The organism is Bradyrhizobium sp. CCGE-LA001 (assembly GCF_000296215.2).
Lineage (GTDB): Bacteria > Pseudomonadota > Alphaproteobacteria > Rhizobiales > Xanthobacteraceae > Bradyrhizobium.
Genome location: NZ_CP013949.1, coordinates 5,420,584 through 5,446,489 on the forward strand (window position 1 = coordinate 5,420,584; position 25,906 = coordinate 5,446,489).

Here is a 25,906-nt window from a genome sequence, read left to right on the forward strand (position 1 = left end):
TGTTTGGCTCGTCATTCCGGGCGCTCGCGAGACGAGCGAAACCCTGAATCCTGAGGTTCGAGATTCCGGGTTCGCCGCCGTCGGGGCGCCCCGGAATGACGCAAGAGAACTAGAGCGCGCGCTTGAGCGGCTCGACGAGATCGGTCTTCTCCCAGGAGAAGCCGCCCTCGTTGTCGGGCGTGCGGCCGAAATGGCCATAGGCCGAGGTGCGCGCGTAGATCGGCCGGTTGAGATCGAGATGGGTGCGGATGCCGCGCGGGGTGAGGTCCATCGCCTTGGCCGCGGCCTTCTCGAGCTGGTCCTCCGACACCTTACCGGTGCCGTGGGTGTCGATGTAGATCGACAGCGGACGCGCCACGCCGATGGCGTAAGCGAGCTGCAGCGTGCAGCGATCGGCGAGACCAGCGGCAACGATGTTCTTAGCGACGTAGCGCGCGGCGTAGGCCGCAGAACGGTCGACCTTGGTCGGATCCTTGCCGGAGAATGCGCCGCCGCCATGCGGGGCCGCGCCGCCATAGGTGTCGACGATGATCTTGCGGCCGGTCAGGCCGGAATCGCCGTCGGGGCCGCCGATGTAGAACTTGCCGGTCGGGTTGATGTGCCAGATCGTCTTCGGCGTGATCCAGTCCTTCGGCAGCGCCTCGCGCACATAGGGCTCGACGATGTCGCGGATCTGCTTGGACGAGATGTCCTCGACCAGGTGCTGGTGCGAGACCACGATCTCACGCACGCCGACCGGCTTGCCGTTCTCGTACTGGACGGTGACCTGGCTCTTGGAGTCGGGGCCGAGCACCTTCTCCCTGCCGGAGTGACGGGCTTCGGAGATGAGGCGGAGGATCTTGTGGGCGTAGAAGATCGGCGCCGGCATCAAATCGGGCGTCTCGTTGGTGGCGTAGCCGAACATGATGCCCTGATCGCCCGCGCCCTCTTCCTTGACCTCGCCAGGCTGCAGCGCATCGACGCCCTGGGCGATGTCGGCCGACTGCGGATGCAGCAGGATCTCGATGTCGGCGGTCTTCCAGTGGAAGCCTTCCTGCTCGTAGCCGATGTCCTTGATCGCGCCGCGGACGACGCTCTCGATCTGCTCGTTGGTCACCGACTTCGGACCGCGGGTCTCGCCAGCGATCACCACCTTGTTGGTGGTCGCCAGCGTCTCGCAGGCGGCACGGATCTGCCAGGGGTCGATGCCGGCCTTCGGCCCTTCGCGATAGAACAGGTCGACGATCTCGTCGGAGATCCGGTCACAGACCTTGTCTGGATGGCCTTCGGACACGGACTCGCTGGTGAAGAGATAGGACGCGCGCATCAGTAACCCCTTGTTCCGCCGCTAGCCGGCGGGCGTTTGCGATGTTCACTTTTGATGATGTCAATCACGCCGGCGCGAGATGACGTAGGATTCGTCGAGAAACCAGAGCCCATTGTACTTTCGCAGCACGTCCCTGGCGGCATCCAGGGTGCGGCCGTTTTGAGTCATTTCCGCCAATCGGTCGTCCTCAATCTGAGCGACATACACCGCCGCATTCCACGCTGCAAAGGCCGTCGAGGTTCCGATGGTGCCGGTGACCTCGTTGGGCAGCGCTTCCATATCATACCTGAAGATCGAACGGTTATCCGCGTAGGCATTAAAATTTAAGTCGCGTCCCACCGATCCAAGTTCATACTTAACTGCACGCAGTAGCTCATGGCGGCTGACCGAGAAAGGATTTTCTCCCGGCCAGATCGCCTGGATCATTTCCATGCCCGGATCCTGCCCATGGGAGTGGATTCCAATCAGCCTGCCGCCGGGCCGAAGCGCCCGCGCCAGCGGTGCGATGATCCGCTTGGCGCGGAAATTGACCGAGGACAGGGCCCGGTAGGGCTGGGATGCGATGACGAGGTCGAAATTGGCCTCGGTCTGACCCGGCCGAGGGATGGTCGAGTCGAGCAGGAACCTGTGGTCCTCGCGATAGAGCACGAGGACGACCGGGCGCTCGTAGAGCGGCATGGCCGTGCGCGGGCTGATCGCCGCGCGCCAGTTCTGCTCCAGAAACGGCCTCAGCTCTGCGATCTGCTGCTCGAACTCGCCCGATGACGCACCGCGGAGCGGCACCTCGTGCCAGACGGTCGCAGCCGCCGCCGCAGGCGATGCCGGGGTGAGCCAGGGCGCCTCCGCGTAGAACATGTTGGTGAAGACGAACACCGACGCCGGATGCTCGAAAATGCGGTCCGGCACCTTCTCCAGCGTCAGGCGCAGGTCCTCGAGGCTGAGCTCCTTGCCGGCGACATAGAACGGCATGTGCGGATAGCGCTGGTGCGTTGCGCGCAGCACCCGCGCCAGCACCGTGCCGTCACCGACCCCCGCGTCGAACAGACGCAGCGCCGGCGGGCGCGGATGGATGGAGGAAAGCTCCAGCGCAACCCGGTCCGCGATGACGCGCTTCTCGCTGCAGGTGTGGACGAACAGCAGGTACTTCTGGCGGTTCTCGAAGAAGCGGAAATTGCCGCGCGGGTCGCGCTTTTCCGGCGGCACCTGAAGCCCGCGCGGCGGCGGCAGGCCGCCGGTCGTCGATGCAGCAATATAGGCCTGGATCCGCTCCAGCGTATCGACGGTGATGCGCTTTCCCTCGCGCAGACGATGCACCAGCTTCCCATCGTTCACCGCCCGGCGGCCGAAGGTCGATTCCGCCATGTCCGCCTTGCGGCAGAACTCGGTGATCTGGCTCAGGATTTCGTCGTTTTTCATCGGTGGGAAAGCGGTGGGCAGAAGGATTGGGTCCCACGTCCTAGCAAATTCTGCCCACTCAGGGAATAGCGGATCGAGGCACCGTCCCCCTGCGCCTTTGCCGACGCGGCCGCGTCGGCAGCGCTGACGTGGAGCTTCTAGGGATGGTCTCGGTAGAAACAGCCGCCGCGGTCGAAGCGCTGCCGGGCGAGGTCTATCTGTCGGAGAGGTGACGGCGGGTTTGCGGAACGATGCAGCCCGCAGGTCGCTCCGCTCATGCGGGCTTCCGCTGCGCCACGTACTTGGCTGTTGTCACCCGGCTCGGCCGGGCGTCCAGTATTCCAGAGACAACGAGAAGGTACGGAGGAGCCGCGGCGTACTGGATTCCCCGCTTTCGCGGGGAATGACAGTGAGTGTGTGGTGAGGCCTCGTCGCTACGCACGCAACGAGCTCAGTTACCCCACACTTCCTTCGCGATCTCCACCGCGAGGCTGAGCTTGGCCCATTGCTCCTCTTCGGAGAGGATGTTGCCCTCTTCCGTCGAGGCAAAGCCGCATTGCGGCGAGAGCGCGAGCTGCTCGAGCGGCGCGAACTTGGCGGCTTCCTCCAGGCGGCGCTTGATGTCGTCCTTCTTCTCGAGCTCGCCGAACTTCGAGGTGATGACGCCGACCACGACGACCTTGTTGCCCTTGGGCAGGAAGCGCAGCGGCTCGAAGCCGCCGGCACGATCGCTGTCGTATTCGAGGAAGTAGCCGTCGTAATTGGTGCCGGCGAGCATGGTCTCGGCGACCGGCTCGTAGCCGCCCGAGGAGATCCAGGTCGAGCGGAAATTGCCGCGGCAGACATGCGTCGTCACCACCATGTCGGCGGGCTTCTCGGCCAGTGCGTAGTTGATGATGCGGGCATAGATCTGCTGAAGGCCGTCCGGATTGTCGCCGCGCTCGCGCGCCTTCTGCAGTTCGTCCTGCGAGCAGAGATAGGCCCACACGGTGTCGTCGAACTGGAGATAACGACAACCGGCGTCGTAGAACGCCTTCACCGCCTTGCGATAGGTCTTGCCGAGATCCTCGTAGAAGGCGTCGAGATCGGGATAGACGTCCTTGGAGATCGACTTGCGGCCGCCGCGGAAGTGCAGCACGGCAGGCGACGGGATCGTCATCTTGGCGGTGACGTGGGCCTGGTCGGCGGACTTCTTCAGGAAACGGAAGTGGTCGAGCATCGGGTGGTCGTCGGGGAAGTCGAGCTTGCCGATCACGCGCACCGCATCGTGCCGGGTCTGCACGCCCGTGAACTGGATGCCGGTATCGGGGTGGAACAGCTCGCAGCCGGTGAGCTTGGCCAGGAAATCGAAATGCCACCAGGAGCGACGGAATTCGCCGTCGGTCGCGAGCTTGAGGCCGACCGAAGCCTGCTTATGCACGACCTTCTCGATCTCCATGTCCTCGATCTTGCGCAGATCGTCAGCGGAGATCTCGCCCTTCTCGAGACGGCTGCGGGCTTCCTTGATCTTAGTCGGACGCAGGAGACTGCCGACCTCGTCGGCGCGGAAGGGGGCTTTGGTTCGCTGCATGTCTTACTCCCTGGACATTTGGTTTAGTGGGCCGCCGCCCCGGCGACGCCGAGATGGCGTTCCAGGACCGAGGGGTCGGCCTTGAGCGCGACGCTGGGGGCGTCGTGGACGATCGTTCCGCGCTCCAATATCACGACACGGTCGGCGAGCCCCAGAATCTTTTGGGCATTCTGCTCCACGATGATCGAGCAGATGCCGCCCGCCCGCGTGATGGTGCCGATGGCCTTGAGCAGTTCCTCGACGATGATGGGAGCAAGGCCCTCGGTCGGCTCGTCCAGCAGCAGCACTTTCGGATTGAGGGTCAGCGCGCGGCCGATCGCCAGCATCTGCTGCTCGCCGCCGGAAAGCTGGTTGCCGAAATTGCTCCGCCGCTCCTTCAGCCGCGGGAACATCTCGTAGACTTTCTCGACGGTCCAGGGACCGGGCTGTGCCACGGCAGTCATGTTCTCTTCCACCGTGAGCGAGCGGAAGATGTTGCGCTCCTGCGGCACCCAGCCGATGCCGGCGCGTGCGCGCTGATCGGGCCGTAGCGCGGTGACATCCGTGCCGGCGAGCGCGACCGAGCCCGAGAAGCGGCGGGTGACGCCGACGATGGAGTTGATCAGCGTGGTCTTGCCGGTGCCATTGCGGCCGAGCAGCGCCAGCACCTGCCCTTCGGCGAGGCGCAGCGACATGTTGGGCAAGACGACCGCTTCGCCATAACCGGCGCGAAGCGAATCGATCGCGAGCAGGTCAGACATTGACCGCCTCCTCGCCAAGATAGACGGCCTTCACCTGCGGATCGCGCGCGACCTCTTCGGGCCGGCCTTCGGTGAGCAGCGCGCCCGAGACCAGCACCGAGATGCGGTCGGCAAAGGAGAAGACGAGGTCCATGTCGTGCTCGATCAAGAGCACGGTGACGTCGCGCGGCAGCGCACCGACCACGGCCAGAATGTCATGGCGCTCGCTCTCGGGCACGCCGGCCGCAGGCTCGTCCAGCAGCAGCACGCGCGGCTTGGCCGCGATCGCAACGGCGATTTCCAGCAGGCGTTGCTTGCCGTAAGGCAGCGTCACGGTCTGCTCGTTCATGACGTCGAGCAGGTGAAAGTGCGTGAGCAGATCGGCGATCTCGCCGTTGACGTCGCCGCGCGTGCCCATCCGCCGCCACCAGTCGCCGCCATGGCCGAGGCGCTCGGACACGGCCAAGCCGATGGTCTCGAGCGGGGTCAGGTCGGGATAAAGCTGGTTGATCTGGAAGGTGCGCGACAGGCCGCGCAGCACGCGCTTGTGCACAGGCAGATCGGTGATGTCCTGTCCTTCCAGCAGGATGCGACCCGAGTTCGGCTTGAGCACGCCGGTGAGCTGGTTGATGACTGTGGTCTTGCCGGCGCCGTTCGGGCCGATCAGCGCGTGGCGGGCGCCCTGCTCGACCTTCAAGGACAGATCACGGGTGACGCGCAGGCCGCCGAACTGCTTTTCGAGATTTTGGGTTTCGAGCGCGATGGTCATGCCTCGCTCTCCGACACGGCGACGACGGCCTTGCGCCCGGCAACCTGCCTGATGATCAGGTTCGGGAGATAGAGCACCCAGCGGTGCAGGCGCTGACGGCCGATCAGCACGATCAGCACCAGCACGAGGCCGATCCAGAACTGCCAATATTGCGGCGTGATGGTGGAGAACAATTCCTGGAGCATGCGGAACACCACCGCGCCCACCAGCCCGCCATAGAGATAGCCGGTGCCGCCGATGACCAGCACCAGCATCAGGTCGGCGGAGCGTTCGAAGGCGAACACGTCGAGCGAGGCGATCGCGGTGGTCTGGGTGAACAGCGCGCCGGCGATGCCGGCATAGAACGCCGCAAGCGTGTAGATCGCGATCAGGCGGCGGTTGACGGGAATGCCAATCGCGGCGGCGCGCAGCGGATTGTTCTTGATCGCGCGCAGCGACAGGCCGAACGGGGAATGCACGACGCGGCGGGCGAACAGGAAGAGCAGAAACAGCACAGCCAGCGAGTAGAAGAACCCGGCCTTGCCGAACATGTCGAACGGGATCTCGCCGAAGATCGGCTGCATCTCGATGCCCTGCAGGCCGTCGGTGCCGCCGGTGATGTTGGAGAAGCGTTCGGCGAGCGCTTCCAGCAGCAGCGCGATGCCGAGCGTCACCATCAGCCGGGTGAGATCGACGCCGCGGATCACCAGGAAGCTGGTGGCAAAGCCGAGCACCATCGCGGCAAGGCCGGCGACGATCAGCGCCAGCACGGGCTCCTTGATGATGCCGTGCAAGGCAAGAAGGCCCGCAGCATAGGCACCAACGCCGAAGAACGCGGCATGGCCGAGCGAGACGATGCCGGCATAACCGAGGATGAGATCGAGCGACATCGTGAACAGCGCCAGCCGCAGGATGTCGGTCATGATCAGATAGCGGGAGGGAAACAGGAAACCGCAGGCCAGCACGACCAGCCAGAAGGCGATTTCGCCCCAGTGCCAGCGCGCCTGGCGCTGGGCATGATAGCCGACGTCGGAAGCAGCGCTCATCGGCGAACTCACCGCGCAGCCGTACGGCCAAACAGGCCGTTCGGGCGCCAGATCAGGATCACGATCATCATGGTGTAGATCACGAAGGGTCCCATCTTCGGCACGTAATATTTTCCGGCGACGTCGCCGATGCCGAGCAGGAGCGAGGCCAGGAACGGCCCGGTAATTGAGGAGGAGCCGCCGACGGTGACCACGATCAGGAAGTAGATCATGAACTTCAGCGGGAAGTACGGGTCGAGACCGAGGATCTCGGCGCTCAGCGCGCCGCCGAGCCCGGCGAGTCCGCAGCCAAAGGCGAAGGTGAAGGCGAACACCTGCGGCACGTTGATGCCGAGGCCGCTTGCGGCGCGAGGATCATCGACTGCGGCGCGCAGGCGGCTGCCGAAGCGCGTCTTGGCCAGCACCAATTGGAGGCCGATGGTGAGCAGGCCGCAGATCACGATGATCATCAACCGGTAGCGGCCGATGCCGACGCCGAACACGTCGAACTGACCCTGGAGCGCAGCCGGCAGATCGATGAAGACACGCGAGGAGCCCTGGATGTAGTCGACGGCCGCGACGGACATGAAGGTCAGGCCGATCGTGAACAGCACCTGGTCGAGATGGCTGCGCGCATAGAGATGGCGATAGAGCGTGCGTTCGAGCACGATGCCGATCGCGGCCGCGGAGACGAAGGCGAGCGGCAGGGCGGCGAAGAATGGCCAGCCCATCCGGTTGACCAGCACCATGCAGATATATCCGCCGGCCATGGCGAAGGCGCCGTGGGCGAGATTGACGAAGTTCATCAGGCCGAGCGTGACCGCGAGCCCGCAGGCGAGCACGAACAGCAGCATGCCGTAGGCAACGCCATCGAACAAATTGGTGAGGATCGCGGTCATCGTCTCAGCTTGGGTTGTTCGTCATGGCCGGGCTAGTCCCGGCCATCCACGTTCTTGTCTGACATTCGTTTCTTGGCTTCCGCTTGGATGCCCGAGTCAAGCCCGGGCATGACGGAGCAAGGGGCATGAGATCCCGGATGCGTGCTAAGCGCGCTCGGGGATGACGCGCTTTCGCGCGTCACTTCTTGGTCTTGCCGAGATCCTTGACGGCTTCGAAGGTTGCGAACTCGACATTGTAGAGCTCGCCGTCGACCTTCTCGACCTTGCGAATGTAGATGTTCTGCACGATGTCGCGGGTCTCGGGATCGATCGAGATCGGGCCGCGCGGGCTTTCCCACTTCTGCCCCTTCATGGCTTCGATCAGCTTGTCGCCGTTGGTGTCGCCACCCGTCTTCTTCAGCGCTTCATAAATCAGGTGGATGCCGTCATAGCCGCCCACGGCCATGAAGCCCGGACGGTTGCCGAACGCCTTCTTGTAGGCGGCGACGAAATCCTTGTTCATCTGCGAGGGATGCGCCGCGGAGTAGAGATGCGCGGTGACGGTGCCGAGCACGGCGTCGCCCATGTTGTTGAGCAGGTCGTCATCGGTGACGTCGCCGGGTCCGATCACCTTGATGCCGGCCTTGTCGAGGCCGCGCTCGGCATATTGCTTCATGAAATTGCCGCCCTGGCCGGCCGGCACGAACACGAAGATCGCATCGGGCTTGGCGTCCTTCATGCGCTGCAGGAACGGCGCGAAGTCGGGGTTGGCGAGCGGCGTCTTCACCTCTTCGACCACCTCGCCGCCGCCGGCGGTGAAGTGCTGCTTGAAGAAGTTAAGCGCGTCATTGCCCGGCGCGTAGTCGGAGGTCAGTGTCGCCACCTTCTTGATGCCGTTCTTCACTGCCCAGTCACCGATGATGGTCGAGGACTGCGCCAGCGTGAAGCTGGTGCGCACGATGTAGGGCGAGCGCTCGGTGATGATGGAGGTGCCGGCCGCCATCACGACTTCCGGAATCTTGGCCTGCGTTGCGAGCGGCGCGGCCGCGAGCGCTGCGGGCGTCACGCCGAAGCCGGCGATGAAATTGACCTTGTCGTTGACGATCAACTCCTGCGCAGCCGTCTTGGTCTTGTCCGGGATCGCGGCGTCGTCCTTGAGGATGATCTCGACCTTCTTGCCGGCGACAGTATCGCCCTTCTGCTGCATGTAGAGCTTGATCGCGTTCTCGATCTGCTTGCCCGTCGAGGCCTGGCCGCCGGTCATCGGCAGGATCAGGCCGATCTTGACGGCGTCCTGCGCCTTCGCAGGCGCGACGGCAGCGAGGCTCGAGATGGCGGCCACCGCCGCAGCCCAAGACAATTGCATACGTACGAACATCAGATGTCCCTCCCCTTCATTCCTGACTTTGTGCCCTGAACCGCGTTCCCGGTCCTTGCCGCGCTTCAACTTGCGGACAAGCCATGCCGTGCGGCCACATGGCGTCCTCTGCAACCCCGTTGTCAATCGGACCTTGGGCGACCATTGCGCGCAAGCGCGGTCCTGGAATCCGACGGGGATAGATTTGTACGATTGTACAAATAAAATGGTCTTGTCAACGAAAAAGCCCTTGGGCGGCCCAATCCCATGTCGCAACCGGTCGCCACACCCTAAGAGGCGCGATGCCAGTGTGGATGGAGCATTCCGCCTCTTATTTGCAGAATCCGAACATCCTTCAGCTGCCTCCCCCTTGGGCCCTTCAAGTGGAGCCGAGCACACGCTGTTGATGAATACGTCGTGTATACCATATCAGCGGGACAGGGCCTCTCAAGGTCAAATTCTCCCTACGAAAATACCTTTATGTATACATAAAAATAAGTCTTCGAATAGGCCAATTTTACTTATTGAGGACTACAGTCCGGTTGGACGCGCTTTCGGCGTCCGGTCCCTCCGCCCGATAAGGCACGACCTAAGAAGATGCTCATGCGTGTCCGCTCACTTTCGATCGTTGCCCTCGTCGCGCTCGTGGCCTCGAACCTTGCCGGCTGCGGCACCGTCAACGAAAGACTCTCATCCGGCGTGGGCGACTACGTTCCGCAATGGGCAGGCGGCCTGCCGGCTGACGCCCCGCCGCGCCCGGGCACGCCGCAATACGACGCCTACATGAAGGAACGCGAGCGCAAGCGGTTGATGCCAGCGGCGGATCGCGAAAAGGAAGAGCAAGCGCAGAAGGGTGCGACGGGATCTTCGTCAGGCAGCGCGGTGCGCTAGACGATGCGTGGCGAATAGGGAGTAGCGAATTGGGCTCCTGTCTTCCACTCGCTACTCGCCACTCCCCATTCGCTAATCCACGAACACCACGGTCTTGCGGCCGTTGAGGATGACGCGGTCGTCGAGATGGTAGCGGATCGCGCGGGCGAGCACGCGGCGCTCGATGTCGCGGCCCTTGCGGACCAGATCTTCCGGCGTGTCGCGGTGGCTGATGCGCTCGACGTCCTGGTCGATGATCGGGCCCTCGTCGAGGTCGCGCGTAACGTAATGCGCGGTCGCTCCGATCAGCTTGACGCCGCGCTCATGGGCCTGGTGATAGGGTTTTGCGCCCTTGAAGCCCGGCAGGAACGAGTGGTGGATATTGATGCAGCGGCCCGACAGTTTCGCCGAGAGATCATCGGACAGGATCTGCATGTAGCGGGCGAGCACCACGAGATCGGTCTTCGTGTTGCCGACGAGGTCCATGATCTGGCCCTCCTGCTCGCGCTTGGTGTCCTTGGTCACAGGCAGATGGTGGAACGGGATGCCGCCGAAATCGAGCCCGGCATAGACCTCGCGCGGATGGTTGGACACGATCGCGGTCGGGATCATCGGCAATTCGCCGGTGCGCCAGCGATAGAGGATATCGACCAGGCAATGGTCGGACTTCGATACCAGCAACATCACCTTGCGATGCGCGGCGCGGTCGCGCATCTGCCATTCCATGCCGAAACGCTCGGCGATTGCAGCAAAGCCGGTCTGGAGCGCCGACAGCTCCACGGCGAGGTCGGCCGCGGTGAACACCACCCGCATGAAGAACTTCTTGGTCTCGACGTCGTCGAACTGCTGGGCGTCGAGAATGTTCTGTCCGTTGTGGGCCAGGAACGTCGATACCGCCGAAACGATGCCCGGGCGATCCGGACAGGACAGGGTCAGGACATATTGATGATCGGGCATGGCGATGAACAGGCTTGGCTCTTTGATGAAGGTTTGTGCAACAGGCGCGGAACACCCCGCGATTTGGGCCCTGCTGTAGCACCGACCCTGGCCTTGCGCCAATCCCACGCGCAGAGTCAGGATGAACGTAGCATTGCGACTTTACACGGGAGTCCCCCATGGCCGACCGCTTGAACGGCACCCGCATCCTGATCCTGGAAACGCGCGAGGAGGCGCAGTTCTCGAAACTCCTCGCCGAGCAAGGCGCCGAGGTCGTGCAGTGCCCGATGTTCACCATCGAGGATGCGTCGGACCCGGCCCCGGTCGAGGCCTGGATCCGCCGCGCCATCGAGCGGCCGTTCGACGATCTCGTGCTGATGACCGGCGAAGGTCTGCGGCGGATCATCAAGCTCGCCCGCGCGCGTGAGCTCGATAAGGCTCTCGTGGCCGCGCTTGCCAAATCGCGAAAATTCACCCGGGGCCCGAAGCCCGGCAAGGCGCTACGGGAGGTTGGCCTCGAGGCGCAGCAGACCACGGAGAAGCCGACCACCGAGGGCGTGATCGAGATGTTGGGCAGGCTCGACCTGAAGGGCCGACGCCTAGGCCTCCAGCTCTATCCGGACAAGGACCACAGCGCGCTGACCGGCGCGCTTACCGCGCAAGGCGCCGCGGTCGATACCGTGCTGCCCTATTCTTACGATTCCAAGGCGGCGGATGCCAACATCGTTGCCGCGATCGACGACATGGCGGAGGGGCGGATCGATTCCATCGCACTGACCAATCTCGGCCAGGTTCGCCGCCTGATCGAAGCCGCAAAGGCGCATGGCGTCGAAGCACGTCTTCGCGCCGGGCTGGAGCGGACGCTGATCGCCTCGGTCGGCCCGGCAGTCTCGGGCGAGCTCGCCGCGCATGGCCTGCGCACAGACATCTCGCCGCCGGAGGACGCCTATTTCATGCGCCCGCTGATCTCGGCGATGGCCGCAGCGCTGGCCGAGCGGAAGCCGGCGACGCGCTGATCCCCAAGGGGGCCGCTGCCGCTACATCGCGGCATCACCCACGAGCACGAACGGGGCCCAAATGCCGGGCTGCGCATTCGTGCCGCCCTTCGCAATCAGGGCCGAGACCGAGCGGCGCAGCGCCTCGGCGCGGCCGACATCGGCATGTGCCTTGAGGGCATCGATCGCACCAGTGGTGATGACGACGGCGGCATCGGAGTTGACCGCCCAGTGCGACACCAGGAGTGCGCGGGTGCCCGCATAGAAGAACGCCCGCGCAAGGCCGGAGAAGGCTTCCGAATTGGCCGCCTGACCGCCGGCCGTGTTGCAGGCCGACAGGATCACCCAGTCGGCATCGAGCCTGAGACCGGATATTTCGGACGATGAGAGATAGCCGTCGTCGGCGGGTGTCGGCGCTGCCGGCGGGCTCAGGATCAGCCCGGGCTCGATCGAGCCACGCACCTGACCCGCGAGCGCGCCATGCGTCGCGAAATGCAGAATGCGATATTTTGCGAGATCGCCGTTTTGGCTGAGCGTCTTCATCCTCGTCTCGGATGCATCATTGGCGAGAACGACATCGCCTTTGACGGGTGCGAAGCTGTTGGCCACCGCACATAGTTCGAGCGCGGTTTCCGGCAGCGGCATCTGGCGCCTGAGCTGCACAATGTCTGCCGTGCCGCCCGACAGCGCGTCGACCGCGCGCAAGCTCCTTTGCGCGACCTGGGTCGCCTGCGTCGGAATGGCGGCGCAGGTCTGGATCTGGCGAGCCAGCTTGGCGCGCGTGATCGAAAGATCGCTGCGGCCGTCGCCGTCGAGCGTGGGATTGCCGACGCCAAGGAACGGTTTCGACGCAGCGCTCCTGCGCGCAACCTGACGCAGGGCCTTGAGGCTGGAGACGGAAGGCAAGACCGTCGTCGCAAAACGCTTGGCCAACCATGGCGCCTTCGCAAGGTCTCCGTCCGCCACGGGCTTGTCCGTCAACAGGACCTGGAAGGGCAGCGTCGCCAGTGGGCCTGACGGCACCAGGATCAGCTCCTTGCCATCGATGTCGCGCACGACCGGCCCGAGCAAGGCCTGGTAAAGCGCAAAGGCGCGCTCCTGATCGAACGGCAGCGGCTCGTCTGCGCCCAGCGGAGTCTTGCGGCCAAGCTTCTGGGGACAGCTGGATGCCTTATCCAGCCATGCCTCCGCGTCGAGACCGCAGCGGAGCGCGCCGATGGCGTCGTTGAGCTGCTTCTCGCCGAGATCGGCCGCATGCCAGCGCACATCCGCGCGCGTCACCGTCCAGACGAAGGTGGCCCGCGACGTCGTCGTGAACAGCAGCATCGCCTCATTGGGACGAAGCTGCTTCTGGGCGTCCGCAATCTCGATCGGCGTCTTGGTCATCAGCGCCGCATAATCCGGAAACTGGGTGGCGATCATGCGATCCAATTCCCGGATCTGGCTTGCAATCGCCAAGGCCCGGGCACGAAGCGCCTGCTCTGCCTCCGGATTGCGCGCAGCGTTGGCTTGCGAGATCGCCGCCACCAGCGCCTTGTCGGTCGCCACCGCCTGTGCGCCGAGGTCCTGCCGCTCGCGGACGCGGGCTGCGAGTTCTCCGCGGCCATCGGCGACGCGCGCCGACATTCCGGCGATGGCGCGGGCGGCCTGCTCGTCACCGATCCACTGCGCCGCTTCGAACGCCTGTGACCGTAGGGCGCCTGCCTGACCGCCATGGGCAGCGCTCGCGAGATGGTAGGCGGCATTGATCAATCCCGGATACGGATTGGTGTCCTCACGGGCCCCGAGGTCGCTACCGCCCTCCTCGCCGAATTCCGCGGCACGACGGCCGTTCTGGATCGCCACCGCGCGCGCGAACACGTCGCGCGCCTGCTGCCAATCCTTCGCGTCGAGAAAATGGGCGCCGAGATTGGCAAAGCTGTTGGCGACATCAGGATGCTGCTCGCCGAGGGCACGCAGGCGAATATCCAGCGCACGTTTCAGGCGCGGCTCGGCCTCCTGCGCCCGGCCGGTGCTGTCGAGAACGACAGCCAGATTGTTGAGGCTGTTGGCGACCAGCGGATGAGATTGGCCGAGCGCGGCTTCGCGGATGGCGAGCGACCGTCGCGCGAACGGTTCAGCCTCGGCGTAGCGATCGCCATCGCCCATCAGCGTCACCAGATTGTCGAGCGCGATCGCAACATCGAGATGGTCAGGACCGAGCGCCTTCTCGCGAGTGGCCAGCGATTTGCGCAAGAGCTGCTCGGCCTCCTGCTTGCGATTGAGATGGGTCCGGGCCTCCGCGAGATTGTTCAGCGCAGTCGCCACGTTCGGATGCGCAGCTCCATAAGTCTTTTCCTGAATTGCGAGGGCGCGTGTCAGCAGCCCCTCGGCCTCGGCATCACGGCCCTCGCGCGAAAACACCAAGGCGAGATTGTTCAGGCTCGCGGCCACGTCGGGATGATCCGGCCCGAGTGACTTTTCCCTGATGGCGAGGGCCCGGCGCGCCAGCTGCTCGGCATCCTGCAGTCGCCCCTGTGCGCGCCGGAGCTCGCCGAGATTGTTCAGCGTCGCGGTCAGATAGAGGCTGTCTGGGCCGTGCTGCTTCTCCTGAAGCGCGAGCGCTTCGGCGAAGCTCGCTTCGGCCTCGGCCAACCGGCCCTGCGCGCGATTGACCTCCGCGATGTTGTTCAGCGTCACAGGGATCAAGATGTCGGCCTGTCCCGGCGACTTCCTGAAGACCGCGAGGGCGCGGCTGAACAGGTCGAGCGCCTCGGTCTGCCTCATCTGGCGGTGACGGAGGTTGCCGAGCTGCATGCGCGCCAGCGCCGTCGTGAGATGGTCGGGGCCGAGCACGCGCTCGTCGATGGCGATGGCGCGCGACATGTCCCGCTCGGCCTCGCTCAACCGGTTCAGGCCGAGCTCGATCTGGCCGAGCGTGCCGAGCACGGCGGCGACATCGGGATGATTGAGCCCGAGGCTTTTCTCGCGGATCGCAAGGGACCGCCTCAGCACGGCTTCGGCCTCGGTCGTCTCGCCCTGCGCCTGGAGCGCCTGTCCAAGCACGACCAGCGTTGTTGCCGTCAGCGGCGACTGCCGGCCCGAGCTCTTCTCGGACTCGGCGACGAGCTTTCGTGCAAGCCCGATGGCCTCGCCGTAGCGGCCCTCCTTCGCGAGCGACGTGATGCGCTGCATCAACGTCAGCATGTCCTGTGGCCCAGCCCCGACCTGCGAGCTGAGGACACTCACGAGTATCAGGGAACCCAGAAGCCGCGCGGCAAACCTCAGCCAACCTACCCACATGCTTTATCGCTCCGCTCCCCGACCCTGACGCGCTTACCGGCCACAGCAAGATGAAAACTATGTGACCGCATCATGCGTCGGGGCGCGAGCGTCATGGCGAGCCCTGCCGCACCTGCGCCAGTCCAACATGCGGTATCCGCCGTGCATGGCGGCATGCGGCAGCTTCGATTGACACAGGCACCGCCGGCGCTAGGTTCGCGCAGAAGAAGAAACAAAAGAAGGAATCGCCGTGACACGCGTCAACGCGACGTGAGTGGAGTGGCGCGGTCGTCGGCGCTCGCGCCATTCCGCATCCGCAACTATCGCTTCCAGTGGCCGTCCGACCTGCTCACCTCCTGGGCGTTCGAGGTCGAAACGCTGGTGCTCGGCTGGTACATCCTGGTCGAGACCGGCTCGGTGCTGCTGCTCACCGTGCTTGCATCGCTCCAGTTCGTCGGAACGCTGGTGGCGCCCGTCTTCGGCATGATCGGCGATCGCATCGGTCATCGCGACCTCCTGGTCGTGATGCGGCTCGCCTACACGGTGCTGTCGTCGACCATCATGGTGCTGGCGCTGACCGGGCATTTGTCGCCGCTGAGCGTCATGATCATCGTCGCGATCATGGGCCTCATCCGTCCTTCGGATCTCGGTGTGCGCGGCGCGTTGCTGGCCGAGATCATGCCGCCCGAACAACTGGTCGGAGCCATCAGTGTCGGGCGCACCACGCAGGACAGTGCCCGTATCGCCGGGGCATTGACAGGGGCCGGGCTGTTCGCCGTTCTCGGCATCGGTCTCGTCTATGTCGCGATCGCGTGCCTGTACTTCGTGGCCGCGGTCCTCATGCTCTGTCTGACGCGGCCAAAAAGGACCGTCACCACGACCGATCTTCCGGCGAACAGCCACGCCGTTTCGCGGCTGTTCGGCGACCTCAAGGAAGGGATCGTCTACGCCTGGAACGGTCCGGGCATGCGCGCAGCGCTCTGTGTCGCCTTTCTGGCCAATCTCACCGCGTTTCCGTTTACCGGCGGCTTGCTGCCTTATATCGCGCGCGACATCTTTCTGACCGACCAGACCGGCCTCGGCTATCTGTCGGCGAGCTTCGCCGTCGGCTCGCTGATCGGCTCGATCACGCTCAGTCTCGTCAGCGGACTGCGCATTGCCCGGCTTCTGATCGGCGCGACGCTGGCGTGGTACGCCATGCTGCTTGTCTTCGTCGAAGTCAGAACCATGCCGGTGGGTATGGCCTGCCTCGTCCTTGCCGGCATTGCGCAGAGCATGTCGATGATCTCGGCAGCCGTGATCCTGATGCGGACGGCGAGTGCGCATCTGCGCGGCCGCGTCATGGGCGTGCGCATGATGGTAATCTATGGCCTGCCGCTGGGACTGCTCGCGGCCGGCAGCCTGATCGACATCATCGGCTATTCCGCGACCGGCTCGCTCTATGCCGCCTTAGGGATCATCGCGATGCTGGCGATCGCGATCCGCTGGCGCGCCGACCTCTGGCCGGAGCACGCCCCCGCAAACGCGCGGTGACGGGGCCTAATCCCCGTACCCGCGCAGCCGCTCGATATCGAGGATGGTGACACCTCCATATTCCAGCCGGAGCAGACCTTCTTTCTCCAGCCGGTTCAGCGCGCGATTGGCGTTCTGGCGGGACATGCCGGAGAGCGCGCCGATCTCCTCCTGGGTGATCTCCAGATGCGCGGTCGATTCGGGATAGAGGACCGGGTTGAACAGCGAAGCAATGCTGCGGGCAAGACGCGCGGTGGCATCCAGCGTGCGGTTGACCTCGAGCATGCCGATGAACTGGCCGAGCCGCTCGTTGAGCTGGCGGACCAGAAAGCGATTGAAGCCGACGCTATTCTCGAACAGCCACATGAAGGCACTGCGTTCCATTAGCGCCACCCGGCTGTCGCGCAACGCGACGACGTCATAGCGCCGCGGCTCCTTCTTGAGCACGCTGCCCTCGCCGAACCAGGCTCCCGCCGTCAACCCGGCCAGACTCGTCTCCTTGCCGTCGCGCGACACCCCACCCATCCGGGCGAGGCCGCTCACCATGCCGGCCCAATAGTCGAAGGTATCGCCACGCATGAACACGGTCTCGCCGGTGCCGTAGGACCGCTCGGTGATTCCGCCGCGTGCGACCTCGATCTCGGCCTGCGTGAGCTCGCGCGACCAGGCGGCGACGCGCTTCAGATGATCCTCTGAAATCATGATCCCGAAGCCAGCCGCACCGTTTCGTCACTCCACCCTTCTGTTGCACTGCAACATCTCTTCTCAGCGGTCCATCCGACGAAAGATGGACGCCGCGCCCGCCCGAAAAACTTTGTCGCAGAATTGTCAGGCCGAAGACATTTCAAAATAGCGCTTTCCCGTATTGAGAGCCACCTTGGGCGATGCGGCGTTTGAGCCCTGACGGGATCGAAGGCGGCGCGGGGTCCGGTCGAGACCAATGGCTGCATGGCCTCACTGGCACGACCGTACTAGGATCGTCCGAAAACAACGGATGAAGAGCGCCGATCAATGCGCCATCACCGGGAGGGATTTGTTTGGTGGCTACCAGTCTCGAAGTGCGCGGCGTGTCCTTGCGATTCGGTGGCGTCCGTGCGCTGACCGATGTCGGCTTCGCCATCAGGGAAGGCGAGCTGTTCTCGATCATCGGCCCCAACGGCGCCGGCAAGACCTCGATCGTGAACTGTATTTCCGGTCGCTACAAGCCGACCGAAGGCCAGCTGTTCTACCAGGGCCGCGACATCACTGGCTTGACGCCGAATGCCCGTGCCTCGCTGGGCATCGGCCGCACCTTCCAGAACCTGGCGTTGTTCCACCACATGAGCGTGCTCGACAACATTATGGTCGGCCGCCATCACCTCCTGAAGAACAATTTTCTCACGGGCTCGCTGTACTGGCTCACCGGAGCCCGCAAGGAGGAACTCGAGCACCGCCGCAAGGTCGAGGAGATCATCGATTTCCTCGATCTGCAGTCGGTGCGAAAAGCCACCGCGGGCACCCTCTCTTACGGCCTGCGCAAGCGCGTGGAGCTCGCCCGCGCCATGGCCCTGGAGCCGCGCCTCATCCTCCTCGACGAGCCGATGGCCGGCATGAACTTCGAGGAGAAGGAGGACATGGCCCGCTACATCGTCGACCTCAACGAGGAATTTGGGATGACGGTGGTGATGATCGAGCACGACATGGGCGTGGTGATGGACATTTCCCATCGCGTCATGGTGCTGGATTTCGGCAAGAAGATCGCCGAGGGCGATCCCGCCGCCGTCCTCGCCGATCCCCACGTAAAGCGCGCCTATCTTGGTGAGGAAGACGAGGTACTGGTCGATCCGGACGATGCCTCGCCCGCGCAGGAGAGCGCGGCATGATGGATTATGCAGGACGCGTCGCGCAGGCCGACACCTATCCCAAGATGCTCCGGCTCAACGCCCGGGAGCATGGCAGCGAGATCGCGCTGCGCGAGAAAGATCTCGGGCTCTGGCGTATCTTCACCTGGAACGACTATCAGAGGCGGGTACGCGATTTCGCACTCGGGCTCGTCGAGCTCGGTCTTGGCCGCGGCGATGTCATCGGCATCATCGGCGACAACCGGCCGGACTGGGTCGCGGCGGAAGTCGCGACACATGCGATCGGCGGCCTCAGCCTTGGTCTCTATCGCGACGTACTGGATGAAGAAGCCTCCTATCTCCTGACATATGGGGAGGCACGGCTCGTCTTCGCCGAGGACGAGGAGCAGGTCGACAAGCTGCTCGCGCTTGCCGAGCGCGTGCCGAAGCTGAAGCACATCATCTATTCCGATCCGCGCGGCATGCGGAAATACGACGATCCCAGGCTGATGTCGGCGGAGAAATTCGCCGAGCTCGGCCGCGCGCGGGCCACGCGGGAGCCGGAGCTTTACGATCGCCTCGTGGACGCGACCAAGGGCGAGGATGTCGCGATCCTTTGCACGACGTCAGGCACGACGTCTCATCCCAAGCTGGCGATGCTCGCGGCCGGCCGCGTGCTCGGCCATTGCGCGACCTATCTCGCCTTCGACCCGAAGAGACCTAACGACGAATATGTCTCGGTGCTGCCGCTGCCCTGGATCATGGAGCAGGTCTACGTGCTCGGCAAAGGCCTGTTGTGCCGGATGAAGATCAACTTCGTCGAAGAGCCGGACACCATGATGAACGATCTGCGCGAGATCGCGCCGACCTTCGTGCTCTTTGCTCCACGGGTCTGGGAATCGATTGCCGCCGATGTCCGCGCCAAGGTCATGGACGCGACGCCCTTCAAGCAACGCCTGTTCGACATCGGCATGAAATCGGGTCTGGCAGCGCTCGCGGAAGGCAAGCGCTCCGGCTTTGCCGACGCCATCCTGTTCCGCGCGCTGCGCGACCGCCTCGGTTTCACCCGCCTGCGCTCGGCTGCAACCGGCGGCGCGGCGCTCGGGCCTGAGACCTTCAAGTTCTTCCAGGCGATGGGGGTGCCGCTCCGCACGCTCTACGGCCAGACCGAGCTGCTGGGGGCCTACACGCTGCATCCCGAGGGCAAGGTCGATCCCGATACGACAGGCGTGCCGATGGCCGACAGCGTCGAGATCCGGATCGACAATGCCGATGTTCACGGCGTCGGCGAGATCGTGGTGCGGCATCCCAACATGTTCCTCGGCTACTACAAGAACCCCGAGGCCAGCGTCGCCGACATCAAGGACGGCTGGATGTTGTCGGGCGATGCCGGCTATTTCAACGAGAACCGCCAGCTCGTCGTCATCGACCGCATCAAGGACCTCGCCGAGACCTCGCGCGGAGAGCGCTTCTCGCCACAATTCATCGAGAACAAGCTGAAATTCTCGCCCTACATCGCCGAGGCCGTAGTACTGGGCGCCGGCCGCGACGCGCTCGCGGCCATGATCTGCATCCGCTATTCCATCATCTCGAAATGGGCGGAGAAGAACCGCCTCTCCTTCACCACCTACAGCGACCTCGCCTCGCGGCCCGAGGTCTATGCGCTGCTCCGGAAGGAGGTCGAGACCGTCAACGCCACGCTGCCGCCGGCGCAGCGCATCTCGCGCTTCCTGCTGCTCTACAAGGAGCTCGATGCCGACGACGGCGAGCTCACCCGCACCCGCAAAGTGCGCCGCAGCGTCATCAACGAGAAATACGCCGGGATCATCGACGCGATCTACCGCGGCGATGCCGACATCCCCGTCGACACCGTGATCCGCTTCCAGGACGGCACCACGCAGCGTGTCCGCACCACGTTGCGTGTCGTGGATCTGGGCGGGCACGGGCACATGGCGGAGGCGGCCGAGTGACACAGTTGATCGTCATGCGCGGGCTTAACCCGCACATCCATCCCCTTCTGAAGAAGCGTCTTTCCACATCGATGGATTGCCGGGTCAAGCCCGGCAATGACGAGCCGGGTCGATCGTCATGAACACCGCCTTCCTCTTCCAGCTCCTGGTCAACGGCCTCGTGGTCGGCACGCTCTATGGCGTGGTCGCGATGTCTTTCGTGCTGATCTACAAGGCGACGCAGGTCGTCAATTTCGCGCAAGGTGAATTGCTGCTGGTCGGCGCCTGGGTGTGCTGGGCCTTGCTCGCGAAATACCAGGTACCGTTCTGGATCGGCATGCCGATCACGCTGGTGTTCATGTTCGTGTTCGGCATCGCCGTCCAGGTCCTGATCCTGCGGCCGATGATCGGCGAACCCATCATCTCGGTGATCATGGTGACGATCGGCCTCTCCACCGTGCTCCAGGCGACGCTGAAATGGATGTTCGGCGTCAACCCGCAGCCGTTCCCCCGCGTGTTCGAGAGCCAGTCGGTCGACCTGTTCGGCCTCCAGATCCAGACCGTCTATGTCATGAGCCTCGTGGTGTCGGTTGCGATGATGGTGGGCATGGCCTGGTTCTTCCGCGCTTCCAAATATGGCCTTGCGATGCGCGCTACGGCGTTCAACCAGCAGGTCGCGCAGTCGCTCGGCATTTCCGTGAAAAGCGTGTTCGCGATGGCCTGGGCCATCTCGGCCACGGTCTCGGCCGTCGCCGGCGTCGTCGTTGCGGTCGTGAACGGTGTCTCTTCGGGCCTTGCCGCCTACGGCATCAAGGTGTTTCCGGCGGCGATTCTCGGCGGGCTCGACTCCGTCGGCGGCGCCGTGCTGGGTGGCATCATCATCGGGCTGCTCGAGAACGTCGCGCAATATGTCGACAGCGAGTATCTGCACTGGGGCAATCTCTACGAGATCGCGCCGTTCTACGTCCTCATCATCGTGCTGATGATCAAGCCCTACGGGCTATTCGGCACCCACGACATCGAGCGGATTTGATCCATGGCCGGCCCTGCCCTCATCCCCGCTGGTGATTTCCGCACCACGTACGCCGCGGACACCACGATCTTCCCGACCACCACCAGCCGCAATTTTGCGATCGCCGGCGTGCTGCTGCTGTGCCTCGCGCCACAATTCTTCAGCGGGTACTGGCTGAGCATCCTGATCCAGATCGGCATCTTCTCGATCGCGGCGCTCGGGCTGAACATTCTGGTCGGCTTCACCGGCCAGATCTCGATCGGGCACGCCGCGTTCTTCCTGCTCGGCGCCTTCACCTCGGCCTATATCTCCAACAACGCTCCTATCCCGGTGTTCTTCGCGATCCCGCTCGCCGGCATCGTCACGGCGCTCGTCGGGCTGATCTTCGGCATTCCGGCGGCGCGGCTGAAGGGGCTCTATCTCGTCATCGCGACACTGGCGGCGCAATACATCCTGCTCGACTTCTTCTCCCGTGCGGAGTGGTTCACAGGCGGCTCGGTGCCGGCCAGCGCCAATCCGTTCTCGATCTTCGGCTTCACGCTGCGCGGCGACAAACAATATTTCTACGTCGTGCTGGCCTATGTGCTGGCGAGCTACATCCTCGTCACCAATCTGATGCGCACGCGCGACGGCCGCGCGCTGGTGGCGATCCGCGACCATTATCTGTCAGCGGAGATCATGGGCATCAACCTCACCAAATACCGCACGCTGTCGTTCGGGCTTGCCGCCTTCTTTGCCGGCATCGCCGGCGCGCTCTATGCGCATTATCAGCTCGTGGTCTCGCAGGAAGGTTTCGGCATCGAGCGCTCGATCCTGTTCCTGGCCATGATCATCATCGGCGGCACCGGCTCGATCATGGGCACGCTGATGGGTACCGCCTTCGTGGTGTTGCTGCCTGAGGCGATGGAGTTCGTCAGCCATTATCTCAAGGGCGGTGCGATCGACAAGGCGCTGTCGCTCAACAACAACATCACCTTCCTGCGCGAAATCGCGATCGGGGTGATCATCATCGCGTTCCTGATGTTCGAGCCCGATGGCCTCGCGCATCGCTGGCGACAAATCAAAGCCTATTGGAAACTCTACCCGTTCTCGCATTGAGCGCGGAAACTTCACTTAAACAATAAACAGGAGGAGCCGACCCATGACGATGAAGTCCCTTTTGAGCACCGCGTCGCTCGCGTTCGCGATCGCCGCATTTTCGGCCGGCGCGCAGGCGCAGATCGCGATCGGACATCTCGCCGACTATTCCGGCGGCACCTCCGACGTCGGCACGCCCTATGGGCAGGCCGTCGCCGACACCTTCGCCTGGGTCAACAAGAACGGCGGCGTCGGCGGCAAGCAGCTCAACGTCGATACCAACGATTACGGCTATCAGGTGCCGCGCGCCATCGCGCTGTACAAGAAGTGGTCGGCGCCGGACGGCAAGGTCGCCGCGATCATGGGCTGGGGCACCGCGGACACCGAGGCGCTGACCGGCTTCCTCGCCCAGGACAAGATTCCGGACATGTCCGGCTCCTACGCCGCCGCCCTCACCGATCCCGAAGGCGTCAGCGGCAAGGCCAAGCCCGCACCCTACAATTTCTTCTACGGCCCGAGCTATTCGGATTCGCTGCGCGCGATGCTGATGTGGGCGGCCGAGGACTGGAAGGCCAAGGGCAAGTCCGGCAAGCCGAAATTCGTGCACATGGGCGCCAACCATCCTTACCCGAACGCGCCGAAGGCCGCCGGCGAAGCCATGGCACAGGAGCTCGGTTTCGAAGTGCTGCCACCGCTGGTGTTCGCGCTCGCGCCGGGTGACTACAGCGCGCAGTGCCTGAGCCTGAAATCCTCCGGTGCCAATTACGCCTATCTCGGCAACACCGCGGCCTCCAACATTTCAGTGATGAAGGCCTGCAAGACTGCCGGGGTCGAGGTCCAGTTCCTCGGCAATGTCTGGGGCATGGACGAGAACGCCGCCAAGACGGCTGGAGATGCCGCCAACGGTGTGATCTTCCCGCTGCGCACCGCGGTGAGCTGGGGCGGCGATGCACCCGGCATGAAGACGGTGATGGAAATCTCGAAGATGTCCGACCCCACCGGCAAGGTCTATCGCCCGGTACACTACATCGCCGCCGTCTGCTCGTCGCTCTACATGAAAGAGGCGATCGAGTGGGCCGCCAAGAACGGTGGCGCCACCGGCGAGAACGTTGCCAAGGGCTTCCACCAGAAGAAGGACTGGGTGCCGGCCGGGATGGAAGGCGTCTGCAATGCCTCGACCTGGACCGAGAAGGATCATCGCGGCACGCTGAAGGTCGATCTCTATCGCACCAAGGTCTCGGGCGCGACCGACGGCGACCTCAACGACCTCATGTCCAAGGGCACGATCAAGCTCGAGAAGGTCAAGACCGTCGAGTTGCCGCGCAAGCCCGAATTGCTGGGCTGGTGAGCTGATCACTTCGTCGTTCCGGGGCGATGCGAATGCATCGAACCCGGAACCTCGAGATTCCGGGTTCGGTCCTGCGGACCGCCCCGGAATGACGGATTGAATGGAAGACGACATGACCGACACCTTCGAAGCAACCCACGCCAAGCCGGCCGTCGTCCCCGCGCCGCCCCTCCTCAGCGTGCGCAACATCGAGGTCGTCTATGACGACGTCATCCTTGTGCTGCGCGGCCTCAGCCTCGACGTGCCCAAGGGCGCTATCGTGGCGCTGCTCGGGGCCAACGGCGCCGGCAAATCGACGACGCTGAAGGCGATCTCGGGGCTGCTCAAGACCGAGGACGGCGAGGTTACGCGCGGCGAGATCCTGTTCGATGGCGACCGCATCAACGGCATCGACCCCGACAAGATCGTGCGCCGCGGCATCTTCCAGGTGATGGAGGGCCGACGCATCGTCGCCGACATGACCTCGCTGGAGAACCTCAGGCTCGGCGCCTTCACCCGCCGGGACCGCGAGGTCGATGCCGATCTCGACATGGTCTTCAACTACTTCCCGCGCCTGAAGGAGCGCACCGGCCTTGCCGGTTATCTCTCGGGCGGCGAGCAGCAGATGCTAGCGATCGGCCGCGCGCTCATGGCGCGCCCGAAGATGATCCTGATGGACGAGCCCTCCATGGGTCTGTCGCCGCTGCTGGTGAAAGAGGTGTTCTCGATCATCCAGAAGATCAATCGCGATCTCGGTGTCACCATTTTGCTGGTCGAGCAGAACGCACGCGCCGCGCTCTCGGTGGCGAGCCACGGCTATATCATGGAGCAAGGCAAGGTCGTGCTCGACGGCACCGCCGACGAACTGCGCGACAACGAGGACGTCAAGGAATTCTATCTCGGCGGCGCCGGCGACCAGCGCAAGAGCTTCAAGAACCTCAAGAGCTTCAAGCGGCGCAAGCGCTGGCTGTGATCCACATTGAGCCTAGCCCAGCACCTGCTCCGCTTCCGTGACCGCGCAGAGAACATGATAGAACGACGACGCAGGAATGGTGTCGACCAGCGATTTGCCGTCGCGGTCGAACTGATCGTACCAGCCGCCCTTCACGGGATGGCTGAGATAATGTCGTTCCAGTCTCGTCAGCGCCGCACGCGCCTCATCCGCCGCGCCCGCCTCGCCGGACTCGGCCTGCGCGGTCCACGCCTTCGCGATCTCGGTCTGCGGCCACAGCCGGCGCGTGCTGCGCCGAATGTTGCCGGCGTCATCGCCCTCGTCGATCAGACAGCCCGTGGCCTCGTCGCGGTAGCGCACGGAGGTTGCCAGCAGTTCGGCGCGCCGCTGTCCGGTCGGGCATCCCGTGATGCGTTCAAACCCCTTCAGAAGCCACACCCATTCCGCTTGGTGACCGGGTTCGACGCTGACCGGCTCGATCTTCGACCAGTCCTCCTCGAAATACTCGCTGAGCACGCACTTCCGCTTGTCATAGAGGTTGGCGAGGAACAGCGCGAAGAATTCTCCGGCGCGGTTCTGGAACGACAGATCGTGCGTCGCCTCGAAGCAGGCGATCATCGCCTCGAACAGATGCATGTGCGGGTTCTGCCGGCGCGGCAGCGAGACCGGAAGGCCTTCATGGACGCCACCATGCGGCGAGCGCAGATGGCCGTCGAGGAAGGCGAGCAGCGCGTCGATCTCGGCGCGAACCTGGGCATCCTGGTCGAGCGCATAGACGCTCGCGAGCGCAAACAGGATGAACGCGTGGTCGTAGGCGTCGCGCCGGCCGTCCAGCACGGCCCCTTCCGGCGTCAGCCGGTGCACGTAGCCAGGGCGGCCGTCGGGCGCCTTCGCTCTCGCCAGCATATGCTCCAGCCCCTTGAGCGCGATGGCGCGACCCTCGGGGTACCAGCCCATCTGCGCGGCCTTGGCGTAGCACCAGATCTGGCGCGCCTGCACGAACACGCGCCGCGGCGCGGCGGCGTCCGCCGTGCCGTCGCGGTGCAGCCGGTCGATGAAACCGCCGGTGGCGTGATCCCAGCCGACCGTCGACCACAGCGGCAGCGCCTCGTCGATGATGCGCCGCTTCAGGCGCGCGACGACGTCCGCCGCATCCGCCGTAATGCTTCCTTCGTCCGCCATCGCGCCCTCTCTAGG

21 protein-coding genes are annotated in these 25,906 nt (G+C 64.3%); 9 read left to right on the forward strand and 12 right to left on the reverse strand.

What is annotated here, in order from left to right:
- Positions 1–109: 109 nt before the first annotated feature.
- The 8 genes from metK to BCCGELA001_RS25415 all read right to left on the reverse strand — a co-directional run bounded on the left by metK (position 110) and on the right by BCCGELA001_RS25415 (position 9,019).
- Positions 110–1,306 (reverse strand): methionine adenosyltransferase, encoded by a 1,197-nt coding sequence (gene metK / locus BCCGELA001_RS25380; RefSeq protein WP_008555120.1) that lies wholly within the window; start codon positions 1,304–1,306, stop codon positions 110–112.
- A 60-nt stretch (positions 1,307–1,366) separates the two neighbouring features.
- Positions 1,367–2,722, reverse strand: coding sequence for a hypothetical protein (locus tag BCCGELA001_RS25385; RefSeq protein ID WP_060736597.1), 1,356 nt, complete (start codon positions 2,720–2,722; stop codon positions 1,367–1,369).
- Positions 2,723–3,152: 430 nt separating this feature from the next.
- A complete protein-coding gene (locus tag BCCGELA001_RS25390) occupies positions 3,153–4,271 on the reverse strand; it encodes a cobalamin-independent methionine synthase II family protein (RefSeq protein ID WP_060736598.1) in 1,119 nt (372 codons plus the stop codon).
- A gap of 23 nt (positions 4,272–4,294) precedes the next feature.
- Complete coding sequence (locus BCCGELA001_RS25395; RefSeq protein ID WP_008555128.1) at positions 4,295–5,011, reverse strand: ABC transporter ATP-binding protein; 717 nt, start codon at positions 5,009–5,011, stop codon at positions 4,295–4,297.
- Entirely contained in the window at positions 5,004–5,759 is a 756-nt protein-coding gene (locus BCCGELA001_RS25400; protein WP_060736599.1) for an ABC transporter ATP-binding protein, read from the reverse strand. Before BCCGELA001_RS25400 ends, BCCGELA001_RS25395 begins: the two co-directional genes overlap by 8 nt.
- A complete protein-coding gene (locus tag BCCGELA001_RS25405) occupies positions 5,756–6,784 on the reverse strand; it encodes a branched-chain amino acid ABC transporter permease (RefSeq protein ID WP_008555131.1) in 1,029 nt (342 codons plus the stop codon). The genes BCCGELA001_RS25400 and BCCGELA001_RS25405 overlap by 4 nt, the downstream gene beginning before the upstream one ends.
- Before the next feature lie 8 nt (positions 6,785–6,792).
- Positions 6,793–7,662, reverse strand: coding sequence for a branched-chain amino acid ABC transporter permease (locus tag BCCGELA001_RS25410; protein WP_008555132.1), 870 nt, complete (start codon positions 7,660–7,662; stop codon positions 6,793–6,795).
- Positions 7,663–7,840: 178 nt separating this feature from the next.
- Entirely contained in the window at positions 7,841–9,019 is a 1,179-nt protein-coding gene (locus BCCGELA001_RS25415; protein WP_060736600.1) for an ABC transporter substrate-binding protein, read from the reverse strand.
- A 576-nt stretch (positions 9,020–9,595) separates the two neighbouring features.
- Between BCCGELA001_RS25415 and BCCGELA001_RS25420 the strand changes: the two genes are divergently transcribed.
- On the forward strand, positions 9,596–9,889 hold the full coding sequence (locus tag BCCGELA001_RS25420; RefSeq protein ID WP_008555134.1) for a hypothetical protein: 294 nt from the start codon (positions 9,596–9,598) through the stop codon (positions 9,887–9,889).
- A gap of 72 nt (positions 9,890–9,961) precedes the next feature.
- Here BCCGELA001_RS25420 and purU read toward each other — a convergent pair whose 3' ends face one another.
- Entirely contained in the window at positions 9,962–10,825 is an 864-nt protein-coding gene (purU, locus tag BCCGELA001_RS25425) for a formyltetrahydrofolate deformylase (RefSeq protein ID WP_008555135.1), read from the reverse strand.
- 158 nt (positions 10,826–10,983) lie between these two features.
- Here purU and BCCGELA001_RS25430 point away from each other — a divergent pair, with 158 nt between their 5' ends.
- The gene (locus tag BCCGELA001_RS25430) at positions 10,984–11,820 is read left to right on the forward strand and encodes a uroporphyrinogen-III synthase (RefSeq protein ID WP_060736602.1); all 837 of its coding nucleotides are present in this window, start codon (positions 10,984–10,986) and stop codon (positions 11,818–11,820) included.
- A 21-nt stretch (positions 11,821–11,841) separates the two neighbouring features.
- On the opposite strand, the gene BCCGELA001_RS25435 is transcribed toward BCCGELA001_RS25430, so the two are convergent.
- The gene (locus tag BCCGELA001_RS25435; RefSeq protein WP_158511634.1) at positions 11,842–14,985 is read right to left on the reverse strand and encodes a CHAT domain-containing tetratricopeptide repeat protein; all 3,144 of its coding nucleotides are present in this window, start codon (positions 14,983–14,985) and stop codon (positions 11,842–11,844) included.
- A gap of 345 nt (positions 14,986–15,330) precedes the next feature.
- Here BCCGELA001_RS25435 and BCCGELA001_RS25440 point away from each other — a divergent pair, with 345 nt between their 5' ends.
- On the forward strand, positions 15,331–16,593 hold the full coding sequence (locus BCCGELA001_RS25440; RefSeq protein WP_060736604.1) for an MFS transporter: 1,263 nt from the start codon (positions 15,331–15,333) through the stop codon (positions 16,591–16,593).
- 6 nt (positions 16,594–16,599) lie between these two features.
- Here BCCGELA001_RS25440 and BCCGELA001_RS25445 read toward each other — a convergent pair whose 3' ends face one another.
- Positions 16,600–17,274, reverse strand: a complete 675-nt coding sequence (locus BCCGELA001_RS25445) for a Crp/Fnr family transcriptional regulator (RefSeq protein WP_008555151.1) — start codon at positions 17,272–17,274, stop codon at positions 16,600–16,602.
- A 338-nt stretch (positions 17,275–17,612) separates the two neighbouring features.
- On the opposite strand from BCCGELA001_RS25445, the gene BCCGELA001_RS25450 reads away from it, so the two are divergent.
- The 6 genes from BCCGELA001_RS25450 (at position 17,613) to BCCGELA001_RS25475 (ending at position 24,730) form a co-directional block, all read left to right on the forward strand.
- A complete protein-coding gene (locus BCCGELA001_RS25450; protein ID WP_008555160.1) occupies positions 17,613–18,434 on the forward strand; it encodes an ABC transporter ATP-binding protein in 822 nt (273 codons plus the stop codon).
- Complete coding sequence (locus BCCGELA001_RS25455; protein WP_060736605.1) at positions 18,431–20,362, forward strand: long-chain fatty acid--CoA ligase; 1,932 nt, start codon at positions 18,431–18,433, stop codon at positions 20,360–20,362. Before BCCGELA001_RS25450 ends, BCCGELA001_RS25455 begins: the two co-directional genes overlap by 4 nt.
- 118 nt (positions 20,363–20,480) lie before the next feature.
- A complete protein-coding gene (locus BCCGELA001_RS25460; protein WP_008555173.1) occupies positions 20,481–21,374 on the forward strand; it encodes a branched-chain amino acid ABC transporter permease in 894 nt (297 codons plus the stop codon).
- Positions 21,375–21,377: 3 nt separating this feature from the next.
- A complete protein-coding gene (locus BCCGELA001_RS25465) occupies positions 21,378–22,451 on the forward strand; it encodes a branched-chain amino acid ABC transporter permease (protein ID WP_008555175.1) in 1,074 nt (357 codons plus the stop codon).
- Positions 22,452–22,494: 43 nt separating this feature from the next.
- Positions 22,495–23,778, forward strand: coding sequence for an ABC transporter substrate-binding protein (locus tag BCCGELA001_RS25470; protein ID WP_008555177.1), 1,284 nt, complete (start codon positions 22,495–22,497; stop codon positions 23,776–23,778).
- Positions 23,779–23,890: 112 nt separating this feature from the next.
- Positions 23,891–24,730, forward strand: coding sequence for an ABC transporter ATP-binding protein (locus tag BCCGELA001_RS25475; RefSeq protein WP_060737828.1), 840 nt, complete (start codon positions 23,891–23,893; stop codon positions 24,728–24,730).
- A gap of 12 nt (positions 24,731–24,742) precedes the next feature.
- Here the strand turns inward: BCCGELA001_RS25475 and BCCGELA001_RS25480 are convergent, their stop codons facing one another.
- Positions 24,743–25,891, reverse strand: a complete 1,149-nt coding sequence (locus BCCGELA001_RS25480; RefSeq protein WP_008555192.1) for an AGE family epimerase/isomerase — start codon at positions 25,889–25,891, stop codon at positions 24,743–24,745.
- Between the last annotated feature and the right edge of the window lie 15 nt (positions 25,892–25,906).